The organism is Paenibacillus sp. OAE614, from assembly GCF_040546645.1.
Taxonomy (GTDB): Bacteria; Bacillota; Bacilli; order Paenibacillales; family Paenibacillaceae; genus Paenibacillus_AQ; species Paenibacillus_AQ favisporus.
Genome location: NZ_JBEPOD010000001.1, coordinates 4,598,870 through 4,618,370, shown reverse-complemented (window position 1 = coordinate 4,618,370; position 19,501 = coordinate 4,598,870). Strand labels below are relative to the sequence as shown.

Here is a 19,501-nt window from a genome sequence, read left to right as displayed (position 1 = left end):
CTCGGAGGTGATACATTGGACAAATTGGTGATTGAGGGTGGCAAAGCCCTATCAGGAACCATACGTATCCATGGAGCAAAAAATGCCGCATTGCCGATTTTGGCAGCAAGCTTGCTGGCCGCAGGCGAAGTTCGGCTGAATAATGTCCCCCGGCTGCTGGACATTGATGTGATGCTGGGCATTCTCGAAAGGATCGGCTGCAAGACGCTGCATGAGCAGGAGACGGTCACCGTGGATACATCGTCCGCCAATTCGTTTCATGTGCCGGAAGACTTAATGGGGCAAATGCGTTCCTCCATATTTCTGATGGGTCCCCTTCTGGCCAGGTTCGGCGAGGTTGCCGTTTATCAGCCGGGCGGATGTGCGATTGGCGAACGGAAAATCGACCTTCATCTGCGGGGGCTTCAGGAGCTTGGTGCGGAAATTGAGGAGAGAGATCAGCAAATTATTTGTAGGGCGCGCAAATTAACCGGTGCCGACATCCATTTGGATTTTCCCAGCGTAGGGGCTACCGAAAACATTATGATGGCGGCGGCCACCGCCAGCGGAACGACGACGATTTCGAACGCCGCGCGCGAACCGGAAATCCAGGACTTGGCCAACTTCTTGAACAGGATGGGAGCCAGCATTATCGGCGCAGGTACAGATACGATCACGATCCAAGGGGTTCAGCAGCTGACCCCGTGCACTTATGAAATAATTCCTGACCGGATCGTAGCCGGAACCGTCATGATTGCCGCGGCGGCGACGCGGGGGAACGTCACTTTGACGCACTGCAATCCCGCGCACTTGTCTTCGCTTATCCACGTGCTGAAGCGCGCTGGTGTTCAAATCAGTATTCTCAATGATATAATGAGCGTAAGCTGCATGAGCCGCCCCAAAGCGGTGGAACGGATCGTAACATCACCGTATCCGTCGTTTCCCACCGACTTGCAGTCCCAGGTCATGGTGCTGCTGTCGTTAGCCGACGGTTTCAGCGTCATGAAGGAGACGGTATTTGAAGGCCGGTTCAAGCATGTCGACGAGCTAACCCGTATGGGCGCGGATATTACTATCGACCTGAACAGCGCTTTTATCCGCGGGGTGCAGCGCCTATACGGGGCCACGGTTGAAGCCACGGACTTGCGGGCCGGCGCCGCGCTGGTCATTGCCGGTCTGGCTGCACAGGGCAAAACGGTTGTGGAGCAGGTGCATCATATCGACCGCGGTTATGATCATATCGAAATGCTGTTCCAAAAACTCGGAGCGGATATACATCGGTTTACCCCGGTACCCAAACCGCTTGATTTAGCTAATTAACGCCATGCTTATCCCCTTCGCCAGTTGAAGGGGATAAGAGGCATTTTATGGAGAGTATCCTATGCCTAACGCCCAAATTCCTGTTTTAAAAGAAGACAAGCCTAAAAGAAAAGCCAGCAAACGTATTATTTGGATCCTGCTGCTGCTATTTATCGTGATCCTTTCCGTTCTGTTCTTTCGTTCGACGATGAGCCAGGTTACGGAGGTTCATTTCAAAGGCAATACATTTACGACAAGGGACGAGCTGCTGAAGGCCAGCGGCCTGCAGGTTGGCAGCCAGTTCTTCGGCGTATCTCCGTCCAAGGTGGAGAGCAGCCTGCTCAAGGTGAAATCGATTCAAAAGGCGACGGTGGACAAGCAGTTTCCGGGCGTCATTAACGTTACGATCGAGGAGTATCCTACCGTTGCGTACGAGCTTGCCGCGGAGGGGGATCTGCAGGCGATCCTTTCCAGCGGTGCGACGGTTTCGGTGAACAACACCGGAATCGCGGTGGAGAAGCCGATCCTGACGAAATGGAATGCCTCCGATCCGAACAAAGCAGCGCTCTGCAAGGTGCTGGGGCAAATTCCGAATGAACTGACCTCCGACATCTCGGAGATCATCCCGTCGCCGACGGAGTCCTTCCCGGACCGGATCAAGCTGTACACCCGCTCGCGGTTTGAGGTCATTACGGCCATCTCGCTATTAAAAGACAAGGTCGAATATCTTAACCAAGTCATAGAGACGGAAGAGCCGGGTATCATCACAATGCTGGAGGCTGATTCCTACGTTCCTTTCGAGCCTTCCGGCGAGGAAAACGGCGACCAAAATGCCACTACTCATGAATAGTAAAAAATGCTACAATTAAAATTACGGACAAGTATGAAATCTCCCTCTTTTTTCTTCTGATTTTGAAGAGATTCGTAACAAAGATTGGCAATTGAAAAATTTGTAGAAAAAAGAGGGAAAGAATCATGTATGTTGAATATGTAAAGTTGAGTGTCTTTTTACGCAGTTATTTTATAAAAACAGGAGGTGCCACGGTTGAGCAACAATGACATCATTGTTAGTTTGGACATCGGTACATCCAAAGTTCGTGCTATTATTGGGGAAGTTAATAATGGAACCTTTAATATTATTGGAGTTGGATCTGCCGACTCGGAAGGAATTCGCAAGGGTGCAATCGTAGATATTGACCAGACTGTACAATCCATCCGCAGTGCCGTTGACCACGCGGAGCGTATGGTCGGTATTCAAATATCGGAGGTCTATGTCGGCATTTCGGGGAATACTATCGGACTTCAATCAAGCCACGGTGTTGTGGCGGTATCGAATGAGGATCGGGAAATCGGCGAGGAAGACATCGAACGCGTGCTTAAGGCCGCTGAAGTTGTCGCTCTACCGCCGGACCGGGAAATTATTGATGTAGTTGCCAAACAATATGTTGTAGACGGGCTGGAGGGAATTCATGACCCGCGCGGCATGATCGGTGTCCGCTTGGAAGTGGAGGCCATCATTATTACCGGCGCTAAGACAGCCATACATAATCTTTTGCGCTGTGTGGAGAAGGCAGGACTCAAGATCAAGGATTTGGTCCTGATGTCTTTGGGAGCGGGCCAGCTGGCTTTGTCCAAGGATGAGAAGACGATGGGATCCGTTCTGGTTGACATCGGTGCGGGCTCAACGACGATTGCCGTGTTTGAGGCGGGAACGATCGCAGCGACATCCTCTTTGCCGATCGGCGGGGAATTCGTAACCAACGATATCGCTTACGGGTTGCGGACGCTGACCGACCAGGCCGAGAAAGTGAAACTGAAATACGGCTGTGCGTTAATGGCCGATGCCGCTCCGGACGTCACCTTCAAGGTGGTCCGCATCGGAAGCAACGTGGAGAAGGAGTTTACCCAGGAGGATTTGGCGGCTATCGTCGAGCCTCGGGTACAGGAAATTTTCCACCTGATCCGCGAAGAAGTGAAGCGGCTTGGTTACAGCGAGCTGCCTGGAGGTTATATTCTTACAGGCGGAACTGTTTCCATGCCTGGTGTTCTTCAGGTGGCACAGGGTGAGCTGGCGGCTTCGGTCCGAATCGCCGTGCCTGATTATATCGGGGTCAGAGATCCCGGCTATACGAGCGGTGTGGGGGTACTGCACAACGTGATCCGCAACATTCGCGTGCGCAGCACCAACAACACGGCGAGTGCCAATACCAGTAATGTGAAGAAAACAGTGAACCGACCGAAAGCGAATCCTGCTACCAACTCGGAGTCAGCCCAGAATCCGGGTATTATCGAACGGTTGAAGAAAATGTTCAGCGAATTCATCTAAGCAGGTTTTCCATATAACGTGGACGGGCCATCCATGCACAATGAGGGGGAGATGGGGAAATATGTTGGAATTTGATTTTGAAATGGAGAGCTTGGCTCAAATTAAAGTGATCGGTGTGGGCGGCGGCGGCAGCAACGCTGTAAACCGGATGATCGAGAATGGCGTGCAAGGCGTAGAATTCATTACGGTGAACACAGACGCCCAAGCATTGCATATGGCCAAATCGGAACACAAACTGCAAATCGGGGACAAACTGACCCGCGGATTGGGCGCAGGCGCAAATCCGGAGGTCGGCAAGAAAGCAGCCGAAGAATCCCGCGATTTGATTATGAATACGCTGAAGGGTGCAGACATGGTCTTCGTTACTGCGGGGATGGGCGGAGGTACCGGAACGGGTGCCGCTCCTGTCATCGCGGAAATCGCCAAGGAATGCGGCGCACTGACGGTCGGTGTGGTGACACGGCCGTTTACATTTGAAGGACGCAAGCGTTCCACCCAGGCTGTGCTCGGTATCGAAGCCTTAAAGGAAAAAGTCGATACACTTATCGTTATTCCGAATGATCGGCTATTAGAAATCGTTGATAAAAAAACACCGATGATGGAGGCATTCCGCGAGGCGGACAACGTGCTGCGTCAAGCGGTACAGGGCATTTCGGACTTGATCAAGGTGCCCGGCCTGATCAACCTTGACTTCGCCGACGTCAAAACAATCATGACCGAACGCGGTTCGGCTTTGATGGGGATCGGCATAGCGACAGGCGAAAACCGTGCAGCCGAAGCTGCACGTAAAGCGATTATGAGCCCGCTGCTCGAAACTTCGATCGAAGGTGCACTCGGCGTCATCATGAACATTACGGGAGGCGCGAATTTGTCGCTGTATGAAGTCAATGAAGCGGCGGAAATCGTTACCTCGGCATCGGATCCGGAGGTCAATATGATCTTCGGCGCTATTATTGAAGAGAGCATGAAGGATGAAATCAAAGTAACGGTCATCGCGACCGGGTTTGAGAACCGTCCTGTGCAGCAGCCTCAGGTGCGCAAGCAGGGAACACCGGCGCCGTCGGAACCTGCGGAATCGCGCAGCAACAACACGAACAATCTGCGTCCGTTCGGGAACCAGACAAGCAGCGATCAATTGGACATTCCAACGTTCCTGCGGAATCGTTCCCGTCAGAACAATAACGACTAAGGATGTCATTCCATCCGTCAAACACCCGCATTTCTTCGGAAATGCGGGTGTTTTTTTGTAGAATCGGGAATCCGTTGGAAACGAAACATCGTTGCTCGAAAAACTTTTGTTTGAGTGCACTCGGTCATTTCTGTCATCCGTGCCAATGCCTGAAGGCGTTCCTCTTTACAGAGTTCATCATATGTCATTAAATCCGGATGTAATACTTATAACAATTTGATGATAGATATGGGAGTGTCGAATCCCATGCCAACTGCGGCTTACGCTTCTTTTTCCCCGAAACTTCCTCTATAAAAGAACGGAACTCGACAAAAAAAGTTCAGGAGTCCCTTCCAATTTTAGACAGACTTTGAACCGTATTATTTTTATACTAATCACATCTCCCAAAAATGCTTAAGAGAATATCGGCGGTACCGTGTATGCGTTATGGATCCAATCATTCCATAAACATGAAAGGCGTCAGGCAGGTGATAAGCACTGGTTGTGTATATTGATTTGATATTCATCACGAATCTGCTGATCGACGGTGCACTGCTCTGGCTTACAGCCTGGATGCGGAAGCTGAAGCCCCCGTGGTGGAGATTGATTGTGGCGGCTGTGGTGGGTGCCCTGTATGTCGTCATGATGTTTGTGCCGCAGCTCTCGTTTATGTATACCTTTTTGGTCAAGCTGGGTTTATCCCTGCTGATGTTATGGATAACCTTCGGTTTTGGAAGTCTTCAAAACTATATCCGGAATATGGGGGCCTTTTATATTATCAATTTTGCGGTGGCCGGGGGGATTATCGGGATACATTATTTGCTGCAAAATTCGGGAGAAATTTTTAATGGGATTTGGTTCACGGCTTCAGGCGGCATGTCGTTTGAGCTGAAGATCGGGTTCTGGTTTACCTTCATCGGGGTGTTTGGCATGCTGCTGTGGTTCAAAATGGTTCACTCGACCCGGAAGCAGCTGGAAAGCCGTTCTGTATTTATGGGCGAGGTGGCCGTCGAGATCGGCGGTCACCGGGTGACCTGCAGAGGGCTGCTGGATACGGGCAATCAGCTGAGCGATCCGCTGACGAGAACGCCGGTGATGGTCATGGAAGCTTCGCTGTGGACGGACCGCCTGCCTTCGGGATGGTGCGAAAGGCTGGCCGATGGAGAGCCGGACAAACTGGTGATGGAGCTGGAACATATGGATTTTGCGTGGCAGGACCGGCTTCGTCTCGTTCCCTATCGGGGGGTGAACCGCAGCGCCTCGTTCATGCTGGCCATCAAGCCGGACGCCGTTGAGGTTCGGATCGGTGACGGCGTCCATCGTTCCAGCAAGGTGCTGATCGGCCTGGACGGCGGGCAGCTGTCGGGCGACCGGTCGTATCAGGCCATTATCCATCCGAAGCTGGTTGAGGATGATGCCCAGAGTCCAGCAGCCGAGCCATTGGAAACGGCGGGTAACCTGTGATCGCAGGGGAAGGTCGAAGACCGTTTGCCTGCGGAAGACGAAACAGACGCTTACGAAGATCGTTTTCCTATGGAAGACTAACGCTTATGCTTACGAAGATCGTTTTCCTACGGAAAACTAATGCTTATGCTTACGAAGATCGTTTTCCTATGGAAAACTAATGCTTATGCTTACGATGAGAGTTTTCCTGCGGAAAACTTATAGGAGGATCAATTATGCGTGTGAAATGGAGATTGGTGGCGCAGCTGCAGTACTACAGATTCCTGTTTCTCTTAGGACTCAAAAGCGAAGAAATCTATTACATAGGCGGCAGCGAGGCTCTCCCTCCTCCCCTGACACGCGAAGAGGAAGAATATTTGCTCCAGCGGCTGTCCACCGGAGATGCGGCCATCCGGGCGATGCTGATCGAGCGCAATCTGCGGCTCGTCGTGTACATCGCGCGCAAGTTCGAGAATACGGGCATCAACATCGAGGACCTGGTGTCCATCGGAGCGATCGGTCTGATTAAGGCGGTCAACACGTTTGACCCGGAGAAAAAAATCAAGCTGGCCACGTATGCCTCCCGCTGCATCGAAAACGAAATTTTGATGTATCTGCGGCGGAACAGCAAAATCCGGAGCGAGGTATCCTTCGATGAGCCGCTCAATATCGACTGGGACGGAAACGAGCTGCTGCTTTCCGATGTTCTCGGAACTGAAAATGATACCATTTACCGGAACATTGAAGAGCAGGTCGACCGTAAGCTTTTGCACAAGGCGCTCGACAAGCTGACCGACCGGGAGCGAACCATTATGGAGCTGCGTTTTGGCCTTCAGGACGGGGAGGAAAAGACGCAAAAGGACGTGGCGGATATGCTCGGCATTTCCCAATCCTACATTTCCCGGCTTGAAAAACGCATCATCAAGCGGCTGCGTAAGGAGTTCAACAAAATGGTCTAGGCAAAATTTTTATCAGGAATAAAATGACCCTCCAGGGAGATAATGTACATTAGTTTCTCCTTGGGAGGTATATCATCATGACCCGAAACAAAGTCGAGATCTGCGGTGTGGATACTTCGAAGCTGCCCGTCCTGACCAATGTGGAAATGCGGGAGCTGTTCCATGACTTACAGCAAAACAACGAACGTACAGCCAGAGAAAAGCTGGTGAACGGCAACCTGAGACTGGTGCTCAGCGTCATCCAGCGATTCAACAATCGGGGGGAGTTTGTCGACGATTTGTTTCAGGTGGGCTGTATCGGACTAATGAAAGCCATTGATAATTTTGATTTGTCTCAAAATGTGAAATTCTCAACCTATGCGGTGCCGATGATCATCGGGGAAATTCGCAGGTATTTGCGGGACAACAACCCGATCCGGGTATCCCGATCGCTCCGGGATATTGCGTACAAAGCGCTGCAGGTTCGTGATTCCTTAACGAATCAAAACTCAAGGGAACCGACGATTTTCGAAATTTCGGAAGTGCTGAACGTCCCCAAAGAGGACGTCGTCTTCGCACTGGATGCCATCCAGGACCCGGTGTCGCTGTTCGAACCGATCTACCATGACGGCGGCGACCCGATCTACGTGATGGACCAGATCAGCGACGACAAAAACAAGGACGTCTCCTGGATCGAGGAGATCGCGCTGCGTGAAGCGATGCAGAGACTGGGTCAGCGGGAAAAAATGATTTTGTCCATGCGCTTCTTCGAAGGCAAAACCCAGATGGAGGTCGCTGATGAAATCGGCATTTCCCAAGCCCAAGTATCACGTCTTGAAAAATCGGCCATCCAGCAAATGCAAAAGCACGTGAAATCGTGAATAGATGAAGTAAAGCAAGGCGGTCCGCGCTACGGGCCGTCTTTTTTTATGGATGAGATGCTGACTGCTGCTCGGCTTCTGCTATGGGTCGTCAACTTAAAGTTTCGAGAAACCGTACACAAAGCCCCTTCAAACCAACGAGGAGAGGCTGAGTATTGCGGAGGATTTCGCATCAAAACATGGGCATTTTGCCCGGCGCCGGCATATATTAATCATATATATTGAACGAGTCTGATGAATAGACTGCTAAAGGAGAGGAACATGTGAATCCAGAACGGTGGGCGGTGGACAGAAACATGAAAATATCCGATTTTCAAACGAAGGATGTCATCAACATCGTGGACGGCAAAAGGCTGGGGCAGATCAGCGATCTGGAGCTCGACCTTCGCCAGGGGCGGATCGAAGCGATCGTTGTCCCAAGCTACAGCAAGTTCAGGGGGCTGTTCGGAGGCGGCAGCGACCTGATCATTCCTTGGAGCAATATTGTCAAAATCGGATCGGATGTCGTCCTCGTCAAGATGGAGGAACTGCGGACACTCCAGGACGAGAAGGACGCCGCCTCCTACAGAGAGAGAACGGAGCAGGCGGACCGCCGCGGCTACCGGGATGTGTAAGGAAAGGACTGCCTTGTCAAACCAACCATTTTGGTTTTATGCAAGCCGTGTCCATGTGGTACACTGGAGGTTGAGGTGATTGAAATTGGAACCGTTCAAGTTAAAAGAGGGCGATTCGCGCTCTTCGTTATTTATGCTGGAGCCGTGGGTTCGTGAATGGAACGGCATCAGCGCCGGATTTACCGGACGGCATGGCGGCGCGGGAAGCGCGCCTTACGATACGCTTAACACCGCCTTTCATGTGGGAGACCAGCCGGAGACGGTGGTAGCCAACCGCTTGAAGGTTGCGGAAGAGCTGGGCTTTACGCTGGATGACTGGACGTGCGGGGAACAGGTTCACCGGGCGGACATCGCGGTGGTGACGAACGAAGGCCGCGGACGCGGCAGCCGGAATAGAGAATCGGGATTTCAGGATACAGACGGGCTTCTGACGAACGTGCCCGGGGTGCTGCTGACGTCGTTTTATGCGGACTGCGTACCGCTATATTTTTACGATCCCGTTCACCAGGCTGTCGGACTGGCCCATGCCGGCTGGAAAGGGACTGTGGCCCGAATCGCCGCGGCTATGGTGGAGAAGATGGGGCAGGCTTATGGCAGCCGGTCTGAGGAGATACGCGCCGCAATCGGTCCGTCCATCGGCTCCTGCTGTTACGAGGTAGATGACAAAGTGATGAGTCATGTACACGATTTAGCAAGTCATTTCCTGGGTAATGAACAGTACTCCCCTGCCGATTTTTACATTGCCAAACCCGACGGCAAAAGCATGCTGAACTTGAAAGAATTAAATCGACAGATTATGATGAAAGCAGGAATATTGCCGACTCATATCGAATGTACATCATGGTGTACGAGCTGTCGCAACGATTTGTTCTTTTCCTACAGAAAAGACGGCGGAACGACAGGGCGTATGGCGAGTTGGATCGGGCTTAGAGAAGGGGTGAATCTTCCTTGACATTGGAAGAACGGATAAGAGAAGTCAACAAGCGCATCGAGGAAGCCTGCCTTCGCAGCGGAAGATCCAGGGAAGACGTCAATGTGATCGCTGTAACCAAGTACGTGTCGACATCCATGACAGAAAGAGTACTGGACAGCGGTTTGACGCATATCGGCGAAAATCGCTGGCAGAACGCCGAGGAGAAATGGAATGCGCTTGGTTCCCGCGGGACCTGGCATTTTATTGGACATCTGCAGACCAACAAAGTCAAAGACGTGGCAGGCAAATTCGAATATATACATTCGCTGGACCGGCTTTCATTAGCCAAAGAACTGGAGAAGGTGGCGTCAGCTCGGAATCTGGAAATTAAAACCTTTATTCAGGTTAACATTTCTGGAGAAGATACCAAATACGGTTTGGAGCCGGAGCAGGCCGTCCCTTTTTTGAAAGAACTTCATCAATTTCCTCATATCAAGGTCGCCGGCTTGATGACCATGGCCCCCTTTGAAGGGGAGGCGGAGGATACCCGGCCCGTTTTTCGCGGGCTGCGGGAGCTAAGAGACGACATAAACCGGCAGGCAATTACGCGAGAGCCATTAATCGATCTTTCCATGGGAATGTCCAACGATTTCGAAGTGGCCATTGAAGAGGGAGCCACCTGGATCCGTTTGGGCTCGATTCTAGTAGGTAAACAGGAAGGGGAATGATGAGCGTGATGAACAAGTTTATGTCTTTTTTGGGATTACAAGAGCAGGAGGAAGTCGTAGAAAGGGAGCAGCTGCCGGTGGAGGAAGAAGAAGTTGAAACCCCGAGCATTGAGACACGTAGAAATACTAGAACCAACAATGTGGTCAGCATTCACTCCCAGAAAAATGTAAAGGTCATTTTGCATGAGCCGCATTCGTATGACGAAGCACAGGCCATTGCCGACCATCTGCGCGCGCACCGCACGGTGGTTGTCAATCTGCAGCGGGTCCGTTCGGACCAGGCGCTCCGCATTATCGATTTTCTCAGTGGGACGGTTTATGCCCTGAACGGCGGTATTTCCAAGATCGGCCATAACATCTTTTTGTGCACACCGGATACGGTCGAGATTCAGGGTGCCATTTCGGAATTATTATCCGAGGAACATGATTACAACAGAATGAGGTGAGCCAAGTTTGGCCCAAAACATTGATACGATTTTAAGTCTGCTCTTTAATATCTACTTCTACATGATCATCATCTATGTTCTCATGTCATGGCTTCCGAACATTCGCGAGAGCTTTATCGGTGAGCTGCTCGGCAAGCTCGTGGAGCCATACCTGTCCCCTTTCCGCAAAATTATCCCGCCAATCTTCGGCATGCTGGATATTTCCCCGATCGTCGCTCTGTTCGTGCTCCAGTTCGCTATGCAGGGATTGCGGTTCATTATTTTTTCACTATTGTTTTAGGTGACTGAGATGAAATTAGACATCTATGATCACTTTCACCCGGATGAACGCGAGTTTGTGGATCGGGCATGGGAATGGGTCGTTCACGCCGGGGAATATCACGAAGTCAAGCTTACCGATTTTTTGGACCCGCGGCAGGCTTTTATTTTGCAGTCGCTGGTGAACCGACATCCCGACGTTCAGGTGCGCCTGGACGGCGGATATGAGGGAGCGGAGCGCTGCCGGGCGCTGGTGGCTCCCGATTACCGGAATTTAAGCCAAGAGGACATGGGACTGAAGGTGCTTAGCATCTACTCCGGGGATCAGAAATTTTTGTCGCTGGAGCATGGCGATTACATGGGCTCCATTCTGGGACTCGGCGTAAAACGAAGCAAAATCGGGGATATCCATGTCCTTGAGGATGGATGCCACACCGTGGTTTGCGAAGAGATCAGTACGTTTCTCGACATGAACTTAACACAGGTGCACCGGATTCACGTGCTGCGCGAAATTTTGCCGATCGAACAACTGCGGACAAGCCAGGTTGAGCTGGAGCTGCAGGATATTACGGTCGCTTCTTTGCGTTTAGATGGAATTGCTTCTGATGCCTACCGCATCAGCCGGACCAAAGTGGTCGTTCCTATCCGTGCCGGCCGCTGCCGCGTCAATTGGAAAGTCGTCGAGGATCCTTCCTATCTGCTGAAAGAAGGGGACCTCGTTTCGATGCAGGGGTTCGGGCGGTTTAAAGTGATCGAAGCGGGCGGCATGACGAAAAAAGGACGCCAGCGCGTAAAAATAGGGAAATTTGTGTAGACCTACAGCAGGAATTGTCTTTTTGCTGTCGAAATGAATTATCCAAGAATATTAAAGATATCGTAACTTTTGACCGATACATTTGGGTGAGGCCCATCAGGACCGCTCGTCGACAGGGAAACCTGAACATTTTAGGAGGTGCGCATCAATGCCATTAACACCACTGGATATACATAACAAGGAGTTTGCCCGCCGAATCCGGGGTTATGACGAAGATGAAGTGAACGAGTTTCTCGACCAAGTCATTAAGGATTATGAGAGCGTGATCCGCGAGAACAAGGAACTTCAGGGTCAGCTGGCCTCATTGCAGGAAAGACTTGACCATTTCGTGAACATCGAGGAGACGCTGTCCAAGACCATCATCGTTGCGCAGGAAGCTGCGGATGAAGTGAAGAACAACGCGAAGAAGGAAGCGCAGCTCATCATCAAGGAATCGGAGAAGAATGCTGACCGCATCATTAACGAATCCTTGTCGAAGGCCCGCAAGATCGCGATGGAAGTCGAAGAGCTGAAGAAGCAAGCCTCGATTTACCGTACCCGTTTCCGGACGCTGGTGGAAGCACAGCTCGAGCTGCTCAGCCAGGATGGATGGGAAGCGCTGGAAACCCGGGAGACTCGTGAAGCGAACGAAGTATACTAGGCTTCTGCTTGGTTGACTTTTGCGGGAAAAAGGAATATAAATATATTCATATCGGTTTTTTTGCAAGTGATTGGGTTAGACTTGAAACGTAATATGAATTCGATGACGGGATAAGTAAGCTTGGGATTTGTTCCCCAGAGAGTTGGCGTATGCTGAAAGCCAATGTTCAGACCGAAGCCGAAGATCCTCCCTGAGAAGTGAAGCTGAAACGCAGGTTTGCGTGCGTAAGCCGAAACGGGCCGCCGAACGTTATATCGGCTCCATGCCGGAAGCTTGGCATGGACTGAGGAGTCATTCTTTGATCAATGTGCTTGACCTTGCGGCTCAAGGACGATTGTTGAAAGAATGGAATTAGGGTGGTCACGCGAGCAGAAGCCTCGTCCCTTAGGGGATGAGGCTTATTTTTGTTTTTCGGATCCCCCTAAATCCCCCTTATCCTAAGGGGGACCCCAGAGGGTCCTACCCTCTGGACACCCGAAAGTCTCCGAGGTCGGAACTGGTTTGGAGTTTTGATGCGACGGTAGGCGAGGTGCCCGGTTCTTCTCCGGCTGCCCCCTTTGGGGGACCGCCTTCGGAACCTCTCATGCGAGATGGGTCTTACGCGGCTTCGCACCCGCTCGACCTGGGGCACATGCGCAGGCTGTGTGCCGGGCTTTTGAGGACCATTTGGCTTACTGAGTGTGTATCAGGCTGGAAATGTTGGGATATAAAGATATTTTGCTCATCTAATTGCCCGTAGCTAGGTAACCCAAACGTCAAGCGTGCCCATCTTCACTTTGCGGGGCAAAGGAAGATGGGCGGCAAGCGGGGATACGCTCAAGCACAACTAAGTCCGTATCAAATGATGCGCCACGGAGACTTCCGGGTGTCCAGAGGACAGCGCCCTCGGGGTCCCTCTTATGAAGAGGGATTTAGGGAGATGGGAAGGCTTTTGATTTAGGGAGATGGGAAATCTTTTAAAGATTACGAAAGGTTGGATAATCATGCATAAGGTCGATGTCAAAGAAAAAGCGCGCACGAGAGATCAGCGCATCCTGAAAAAATGGAATGAAGAAGGCACCTTCAAAAAATCCATCGAAAACCGTTCGGGCAAGCCGAACTTCGTATTTTTCGAAGGTCCGCCGACAGCCAACGGGGCTCCGCATATCGGGCACGTGCTGGGACGCGTGATCAAGGATTTTGTGCCGCGTTACAAAACGATGAAGGGCTACCGCGTCGTGCGTAAAGCCGGCTGGGACACCCACGGTCTGCCGGTGGAGCTCGGCGTAGAGAAGCAGCTCGGCATCTCCGGTAAGCAGGATATCGAGAAATACGGCGTGGAAGAGTTTGTGAAGAAATGTAAGGACAGCGTGTTCGAGTACGAGAAGCAGTGGAGAGAGCTGACCGAAGCGATCGGGTACTGGACGGATCTGGACCATCCGTACATCACGCTGGAGAACAATTACATCGAGAGCGTATGGAACATCCTGTCCACGATTCACGGCAAAGGGCTGCTGTACCGCGGACATCGCGTCAGCCCGTACTGCCCTTGCTGCCAGACGACGCTCAGCTCCCACGAAGTGGCGCAGGGCTACGAAGACGTCAAGGATTTGAGTGCTACGGCCAAATTCAAACTGCATGACAGCGGCGATTACGTGCTGGCCTGGACGACCACGCCTTGGACGCTGCCGTCCCACGTGGCGCTGGCCATGAACCCGGATATGGAATATGCCCGCGTCCAGCAGGAAGACGGCGTCTACATCGTCGCCAAAAACCTGGTTGAAGACGTAATGAAAGGCGACTATACGGTTTTGTCCACACACAAAGGTTCCGAATTTGTCGGCCAGAGCTACACGCCGCCGTTTACTTATTTCAAGCCGGAAAAAGGCAACATCATCGTTGGCGCATCCTTTGTCACGGATTCGAGCGGTACGGGGATCGTGCATATGGCGCCGGCCCACGGGGAAGACGACTACAAAACCTGCCGGGAAAACGGCATCAGCTTCGTGAGCGTAGTGAACGCCCAAGGACGCTATACCGATGAGGTTACCGACTTCGCCGGGCGCTTCGTGAAAGATTGCGATCTGGACATCGTGAAGATGATGTCGGAAAAAGGAACTTTGTACAGCAAGGAAAAATATGAGCACAGCTATCCGTTCTGCTGGCGCTGTAAGTCTCCGCTTCTCTATTATGCGATGGAGAGCTGGTTTATCGAAACGACGGCCGTCAAGGATCAGCTGATCGCCAACAACAATGGCGTTACCTGGTATCCGGGCCATGTCCGTGAAGGACGTTTCGGCAAGTTCCTGGAAGAGCTGGTGGATTGGAATATCAGCCGTAACCGCTATTGGGGCACGCCGCTGAACGTTTGGGTCTGCGAATCGTGTAAAGGCGAATTTTCGCCGCACAGCTTTGCGGAGCTGAAGGCGCAGGCGGTCGGCGAAATCAGCGACGATCTGGAGCTTCATAAGCCTTACGTTGATGAGGTCAAAGTGCGCTGTCCGCACTGCGAAGGCGGCGTGATGGAACGGACGTCCGAAGTGATCGACGTTTGGTTCGACAGCGGCTCGATGCCGTTCGCGCAGCACCATTATCCGTTTGAGAACGTGGACACGTTCGAGGAGCAGTTCCCGGCGGATATGATCTGCGAAGGGATCGACCAGACCCGCGGCTGGTTCTACAGCCTGCTGGCCGTATCGACTCTGTTCAAAGGCGTTGCGCCTTACAAATCGGTCATCGCCACGGGGCATATCCTGGACGAAAACGGCCAAAAAATGTCCAAATCGAAGGGCAACGTCATCGACCCTTGGGACATCATCAACGAATACGGCACGGATGCGTTCCGCTGGGCGCTCCTTTCGGACAGCGCACCTTGGAACAGCAAACGCTTCTCCAAAGGCATCGTCGGTGAAGCCAAATCCAAAGTGATCGACACGCTGGTCAACACGCACGCGTTCCTGACGCTGTATGCGAACATCGACGGCTACAACCCGGCGGAGCATCCGTACCAGCCGTCGGAAAACAAGCTGGACCGCTGGATCCTGTCCCGTCTGAACAGCCTGATCCTGCTGGTGGACAAAGCGCTGGAAAGCAACGACTTCCTCAACTCGGCCAAGGCCATCGAAGGATTCGTCGACGAGCTGAGCAACTGGTACATCCGCCGTTCGCGCGACCGCTTCTGGGGCAGCGGACTCGGAGAAGATAAACTGGCCGCTTACGGCACGCTCACGCATGTGCTGGTCACGCTGGCCCAACTGATGGCGCCGTACACGCCGCTACTGTCGGAAGATATCTACACGAACCTGACCGGCGGGGAAAGCGTTCATCTGACGGATTATCCGGTTGCTGATGAGGCTCTGATCGACAAGGCGCTCGAGGAAGATATGGAAACCGCCCGCCAGGTCGTCGAGCTCGCCCGCAACGTGCGGAACGAAACGGGGATCAAGACCCGCCAGCCGTTGTCCGAGCTGATTGTGTCGCTGGACCGCGATTTTGATGTGGCCGGATACGAGGAGATCGTCAAGGAAGAAATCAACGTGAAGAACATCGTCGTGGAGACGAGCGACAGCGGATTCGTCGACTTTACGCTGAAGATGAACCTGAAGGTGGCGGGCAAGAAATACGGTAAAAATATCGGATTCCTGCAAGGCTTCCTGAAAGCGATGAGTCCGGAGGATACGCGGAACGTCGTCAATAACGGCAGCCTGAACGTCACTTCGCCGGATGGGGATGAGCTTCAGATTACGGCTGACGAGCTGCTCGTCGAGAAGCAGGCCAAAGCCGGATTTGCATCGGCTTCGGGCTATGGCATCACCGTCGCCCTCAATACGGAAATCACGCCTGAACTGGAACAGGAAGGCTGGGTCCGCGAAGTGGTGCGTGCCGTACAGGACTACCGCAAAAAGCTCGACCTGCCGATCGAAAAACGCGTTACGCTGGTCCTTGATGCGGATGAAGAATTGACGGCTGCGATCCAGGCGTTTGAGCATGTGCTCCGGGAAAACGTGCTGGTGAACGAGCTTGCGTTTGGCCAAGAAGCCGAAATGGAGCGCGTTGATCTCGCCGGCAAAACGCTGGGTATCCGCATTGCCGGATAACCTGCCCTTTCACCGCCATTGAATGGCAATCGCCGCTTTGGCGCATAATAGCACAACAAACGAACAAACGAGCCTTCTGGCCCGTGCGGAAATGAAAGACCATTTTCGCGCCGGCTTCGGCTCGTTTGTTGTTCATCGGAACGTGGATACCGCGCTGATCCGAGAGGAGACTGCAGAGATGGCGAATAAGAAGAGCATCATTCCTGAATCGGAAGAAGAGAAGCTGAACGTCGTGTACCGCTTGACCGTGCGGATTGCCGAAGAATTGGAGCAGGCCCGGATTGCGGAATATACTCAGCTTCTCCACAGGCCCTTCCGTTTGATTATGTTAAATCTGCTGTCCGGTGCGGCGCGCGGCGTCGGGGTCGCCATTGGATTCACCTTTTTTGCGGCGACGATTATTTATGTGCTGCAGGGGCTGGGAGCGCTCAATCTTCCGATTATCGGAGATTATATTGCCGATATCGTCCGGATCGTCCAGCGCCAGCTTGAGCTGAAGACGTATTAAATAAACCCTTCGTCCTCTTCGCCGAGCTGGTCCATGCTGATACCTTCGCCTTGGTCCATATATTTTCGGTACTCTTGGTTACGGACAAATTCGATCGGATTCCCGTAAATATCGGTGGCGACAAAAGCTTCATACGGCTCTACGCAGCCCTCCAGCTCGTCGGATGCTTCGATTTCAATCTCGTTGTAGCTGTGAACCTCCCGGCCTGTCGGGTAGTTGGAGGTGCCGAAATTTTCAACGATCTGCCACGCGTCTTCGCCGTCGAAACCGTTCTGGTCATCGCGTTCGTCCAGGCTCGTCCGGCCAAAAGGAGGCATCAGAAATTCCTCTTCAACCGGGCGGTAATTCTCGACATGTACTTTAGGCGAATGCTCTTTGCAAAAGGACGTCGTCGGAACGGCTTCCAACCGCTCGTACGGGATCGGCTTGCCGCATTCCTCACAGACTCCATAGGTTCCCTGCTTGAATCGGTCCAGCGCCATTTCAATACGGTCCATGTGGTGATCGTCATGGTCTTGAAGAGTTAAATCGACTTCCCTGGCGTAAAGCTCAGTGGCGACATCGGCGGGGTGGTTGTCGATGTTCGACAGCTCGCCGGTCTGGTCGCGCATGGAGTCTTCCAGGCCATAATGCTCGTTGCTGTCATCCTTTTGTCGGATGGATTCCTGCTGTTCTTTAAGCATGCTGTGCAAATGATCCAGCTGTGATTGTGTGAGATGCTGCATGACAAAGCCCCTTTCCGCTTCGGATCAACAAAACGATAAAGACGATTTCTTTTCATATCTAGAATGTGCGGATTAAGCCTGTTTTACAGAAGGAAATTGTTTTCGCCATTCCCCGTTTATGGACGGTTTCCGGCGCCCTATGCTACAATAAACAAGTCTTTACATGACGTGAAAGGCTGTGTCCGAGCGGACGGGCCTAATGAATAAGAACGGAGTGACAAATGGCTGTGGTGTACTACTTAATCGCTTTAATCGTGTTTTTGGTGGATCAGGGCGCCAAGTATTTAATTGCCACCAGATTGGAATTAGCAGAGGAAATTCCGGTGATTGGCAACTTTTTTCTGATTACCTCCCACCGGAACACGGGTGCAGCCTTCGGTATTCTTCCCAACCAGCGCTGGTTTTTTATCGTGATTACCATCGTCGTGGTGGTGGCGATTATCTGGTATATGAACCGGGTGAGAAGATCGTCTTCGCGCAAGCTGCTACCGGTAGCGCTTAGCCTCGTCCTGGGAGGGGCGATCGGCAACTTTCTCGACCGGGCGCTGAACGGCGAAGTGGTGGACTTTTTACAATTCAATTTCGGCAGCTATACGTTTCCGATTTTTAATGTGGCCGACTCCTGCATCGTGATCGGGGTGGCGCTCATTATACTGGATTCGCTGATGGACATGAACCGAACCGAATCGAACAACAAGAGCAATGAAGGGAATGAACCGGTTTGATCGAAGAACAAACATCCGGAGCGGGGGAAAACCCGGAGAGTGCGGATATCAGGGAGTGGGTCGTTGACCCTGTCCATGCCAAAGAACGCATCGATAAATATATTACGGAATCCTGGGAGGAGGACATTTCCCGGTCCCAGGTCCAGCTCTGGATCAGCGCAGGCCATGTGCTTGTGAACGGTCAGCCGGTCAAAGCCAATTATAAGCTGGCGGCGGGCGACCGCTTGGAAGTGACTGTTCCGGAGCCGTCCGCCGTCGAGATCGTACCGGAGGACATTCCACTGAATGTCGCTTTCGAGGACAAGGATGTCATCGTGGTCAACAAGCCGCGGGGGATGGTCGTTCATCCTGCGCCCGGGCATGCCTCGGGGACTCTGGTGAATGCGCTGATGTACCACTGTAAGGATTTGTCCGGCATTAACGGGGAGCTGCGCCCAGGCATCGTTCACCGGATTGATAAGGACACTTCCGGCTTGATCATGGCCGCAAAGAACGATATGGCCCACGCCTCTTTGGCCGCCCAGCTCAAAGACCACAGCGTGACCCGGCGCTATTATGCCCTGGTCCACGGCAATGTCAGCCATGATCAAGGAACGATAGACGCTCCGATCGGGCGCGATCCAATCGACCGCAAAATGTATACCGTGACGGAGAAGAACAGCAAGCACGCCGTCACCCATTTTACGGTCAAGGAGCGCTTTGGCGATTACACCCTGCTGGAGCTTCAGCTCGAAACCGGGCGGACTCACCAGATCCGGGTGCACATGAAGTTCATCGGCCATCCGCTCGTCGGGGATCCGGTGTACGGACGGAGCAAAGGAATCAAAATGAACGGACAAGCGCTGCACGCCGGCGTGCTTGGGTTCATCCATCCGGCAAGCGGCGAATATATGGAGTTCTCAGCGCCGATTCCCGGCGATATGGAGGATCTGCTGACATCGCTGCGCAGCCGTTGAAAGTACAAATCATACGATAATTAGTCCATGGCATTCCGCCATGGATTCCTTCATATTTAGGGGT

At 52.5% G+C, this 19,501-nt stretch carries 19 protein-coding genes; 18 read left to right on the top strand and 1 reads right to left on the bottom strand.

What is annotated here, in order from left to right:
- Positions 1-15 precede the first annotated feature (15 nt).
- The 16 genes from murA to ABIE48_RS21290 all read left to right on the top strand — a co-directional run bounded on the left by murA (position 16) and on the right by ABIE48_RS21290 (position 17,031).
- Positions 16-1,299 (top strand): UDP-N-acetylglucosamine 1-carboxyvinyltransferase, encoded by a 1,284-nt coding sequence (gene murA / locus ABIE48_RS21365; RefSeq protein WP_076169855.1) that lies wholly within the window; start codon positions 16-18, stop codon positions 1,297-1,299.
- A 61-nt stretch (positions 1,300-1,360) separates the two neighbouring features.
- On the top strand, positions 1,361-2,128 hold the full coding sequence (locus tag ABIE48_RS21360) for a cell division protein FtsQ/DivIB (protein WP_089548184.1): 768 nt from the start codon (positions 1,361-1,363) through the stop codon (positions 2,126-2,128).
- 195 nt (positions 2,129-2,323) lie between these two features.
- The gene (gene ftsA / locus ABIE48_RS21355) at positions 2,324-3,604 is read left to right on the top strand and encodes a cell division protein FtsA (RefSeq protein WP_076169857.1); all 1,281 of its coding nucleotides are present in this window, start codon (positions 2,324-2,326) and stop codon (positions 3,602-3,604) included.
- A 61-nt stretch (positions 3,605-3,665) separates the two neighbouring features.
- Positions 3,666-4,793, top strand: a complete 1,128-nt coding sequence (gene ftsZ / locus ABIE48_RS21350) for a cell division protein FtsZ (RefSeq protein ID WP_076169858.1) — start codon at positions 3,666-3,668, stop codon at positions 4,791-4,793.
- Positions 4,794-5,270: 477 nt separating this feature from the next.
- The gene (spoIIGA, locus tag ABIE48_RS21345; RefSeq protein WP_145023629.1) at positions 5,271-6,236 is read left to right on the top strand and encodes a sigma-E processing peptidase SpoIIGA; all 966 of its coding nucleotides are present in this window, start codon (positions 5,271-5,273) and stop codon (positions 6,234-6,236) included.
- 215 nt (positions 6,237-6,451) lie between these two features.
- Complete coding sequence (gene sigE / locus ABIE48_RS21340; protein WP_076169860.1) at positions 6,452-7,174, top strand: RNA polymerase sporulation sigma factor SigE; 723 nt, start codon at positions 6,452-6,454, stop codon at positions 7,172-7,174.
- A 77-nt stretch (positions 7,175-7,251) separates the two neighbouring features.
- Positions 7,252-8,034 carry an RNA polymerase sporulation sigma factor SigG gene (gene sigG, locus ABIE48_RS21335; protein ID WP_076169861.1) on the top strand — a complete coding sequence of 261 codons (783 nt, stop codon included), beginning with the start codon at positions 7,252-7,254 and terminating at the stop codon, positions 8,032-8,034.
- A 296-nt stretch (positions 8,035-8,330) separates the two neighbouring features.
- Complete coding sequence (locus ABIE48_RS21330) at positions 8,331-8,648, top strand: YlmC/YmxH family sporulation protein (RefSeq protein WP_116231581.1); 318 nt, start codon at positions 8,331-8,333, stop codon at positions 8,646-8,648.
- 85 nt (positions 8,649-8,733) lie between these two features.
- Positions 8,734-9,600 (top strand): peptidoglycan editing factor PgeF, encoded by an 867-nt coding sequence (gene pgeF / locus ABIE48_RS21325; protein WP_483312694.1) that lies wholly within the window; start codon positions 8,734-8,736, stop codon positions 9,598-9,600.
- Entirely contained in the window at positions 9,597-10,289 is a 693-nt protein-coding gene (locus ABIE48_RS21320) for a YggS family pyridoxal phosphate-dependent enzyme (RefSeq protein ID WP_145023631.1), read from the top strand. The genes pgeF and ABIE48_RS21320 overlap by 4 nt, the downstream gene beginning before the upstream one ends.
- Positions 10,289-10,735 carry a cell division protein SepF gene (locus ABIE48_RS21315; protein WP_076169863.1) on the top strand — a complete coding sequence of 149 codons (447 nt, stop codon included), beginning with the start codon at positions 10,289-10,291 and terminating at the stop codon, positions 10,733-10,735. The genes ABIE48_RS21320 and ABIE48_RS21315 overlap by 1 nt, the downstream gene beginning before the upstream one ends.
- Positions 10,736-10,742: 7 nt before the next feature.
- Complete coding sequence (locus ABIE48_RS21310; protein WP_192715689.1) at positions 10,743-11,015, top strand: YggT family protein; 273 nt, start codon at positions 10,743-10,745, stop codon at positions 11,013-11,015.
- Positions 11,016-11,024: 9 nt separating this feature from the next.
- The gene (locus ABIE48_RS21305) at positions 11,025-11,807 is read left to right on the top strand and encodes a YlmH family RNA-binding protein (RefSeq protein ID WP_192715688.1); all 783 of its coding nucleotides are present in this window, start codon (positions 11,025-11,027) and stop codon (positions 11,805-11,807) included.
- 148 nt (positions 11,808-11,955) lie between these two features.
- Complete coding sequence (locus ABIE48_RS21300) at positions 11,956-12,447, top strand: DivIVA domain-containing protein (RefSeq protein ID WP_076169866.1); 492 nt, start codon at positions 11,956-11,958, stop codon at positions 12,445-12,447.
- 983 nt (positions 12,448-13,430) lie between these two features.
- On the top strand, positions 13,431-16,523 hold the full coding sequence (gene ileS, locus ABIE48_RS21295) for an isoleucine--tRNA ligase (protein WP_192715687.1): 3,093 nt from the start codon (positions 13,431-13,433) through the stop codon (positions 16,521-16,523).
- 178 nt (positions 16,524-16,701) lie between these two features.
- Positions 16,702-17,031 (top strand): DUF5665 domain-containing protein, encoded by a 330-nt coding sequence (locus ABIE48_RS21290; protein ID WP_105444719.1) that lies wholly within the window; start codon positions 16,702-16,704, stop codon positions 17,029-17,031.
- On the opposite strand, the gene ABIE48_RS21285 is transcribed toward ABIE48_RS21290, so the two are convergent.
- Positions 17,028-17,756 (bottom strand): TraR/DksA C4-type zinc finger protein, encoded by a 729-nt coding sequence (locus ABIE48_RS21285; RefSeq protein WP_192715686.1) that lies wholly within the window; start codon positions 17,754-17,756, stop codon positions 17,028-17,030. The genes ABIE48_RS21290 and ABIE48_RS21285 overlap by 4 nt on opposite strands.
- Positions 17,757-17,983: 227 nt before the next feature.
- On the opposite strand from ABIE48_RS21285, the gene lspA reads away from it, so the two are divergent.
- Both lspA and ABIE48_RS21275 read left to right on the top strand, forming a co-directional pair.
- Entirely contained in the window at positions 17,984-18,481 is a 498-nt protein-coding gene (gene lspA, locus ABIE48_RS21280) for a signal peptidase II (RefSeq protein WP_145024570.1), read from the top strand.
- A 47-nt stretch (positions 18,482-18,528) separates the two neighbouring features.
- Positions 18,529-19,437 carry an RluA family pseudouridine synthase gene (locus ABIE48_RS21275; protein WP_260869370.1) on the top strand — a complete coding sequence of 303 codons (909 nt, stop codon included), beginning with the start codon at positions 18,529-18,531 and terminating at the stop codon, positions 19,435-19,437.
- The last annotated feature ends 64 nt before the right edge of the window (positions 19,438-19,501 follow it).

What these genes read in the sequence shown, in the direction of transcription:
- ABIE48_RS21290 (WP_105444719.1), top strand. Translation starts at nt 16,702, where the DNA reads ATGGCGAATAAGAAGAGCATCATTCCTGAATCGGAAGAAGAGAAGCTG.
- ABIE48_RS21315 (WP_076169863.1), top strand. Translation starts at nt 10,289, where the DNA reads ATGAGCGTGATGAACAAGTTTATGTCTTTTTTGGGATTACAAGAGCAG.
- ABIE48_RS21330 (WP_116231581.1), top strand. Translation starts at nt 8,331, where the DNA reads ATGAAAATATCCGATTTTCAAACGAAGGATGTCATCAACATCGTGGAC.
- ABIE48_RS21360 (WP_089548184.1), top strand. Translation starts at nt 1,361, where the DNA reads ATGCCTAACGCCCAAATTCCTGTTTTAAAAGAAGACAAGCCTAAAAGA.
- sigE (WP_076169860.1), top strand. Translation starts at nt 6,452, where the DNA reads ATGCGTGTGAAATGGAGATTGGTGGCGCAGCTGCAGTACTACAGATTC.
- ftsZ (WP_076169858.1), top strand. Translation starts at nt 3,666, where the DNA reads ATGTTGGAATTTGATTTTGAAATGGAGAGCTTGGCTCAAATTAAAGTG.
- ABIE48_RS21285 (WP_192715686.1), bottom strand. Translation starts at nt 17,756, where the DNA reads ATGCAGCATCTCACACAATCACAGCTGGATCATTTGCACAGCATGCTT.
- ABIE48_RS21305 (WP_192715688.1), top strand. Translation starts at nt 11,025, where the DNA reads ATGAAATTAGACATCTATGATCACTTTCACCCGGATGAACGCGAGTTT.
- ileS (WP_192715687.1), top strand. Translation starts at nt 13,431, where the DNA reads ATGCATAAGGTCGATGTCAAAGAAAAAGCGCGCACGAGAGATCAGCGC.
- sigG (WP_076169861.1), top strand. Translation starts at nt 7,252, where the DNA reads ATGACCCGAAACAAAGTCGAGATCTGCGGTGTGGATACTTCGAAGCTG.
- ABIE48_RS21300 (WP_076169866.1), top strand. Translation starts at nt 11,956, where the DNA reads ATGCCATTAACACCACTGGATATACATAACAAGGAGTTTGCCCGCCGA.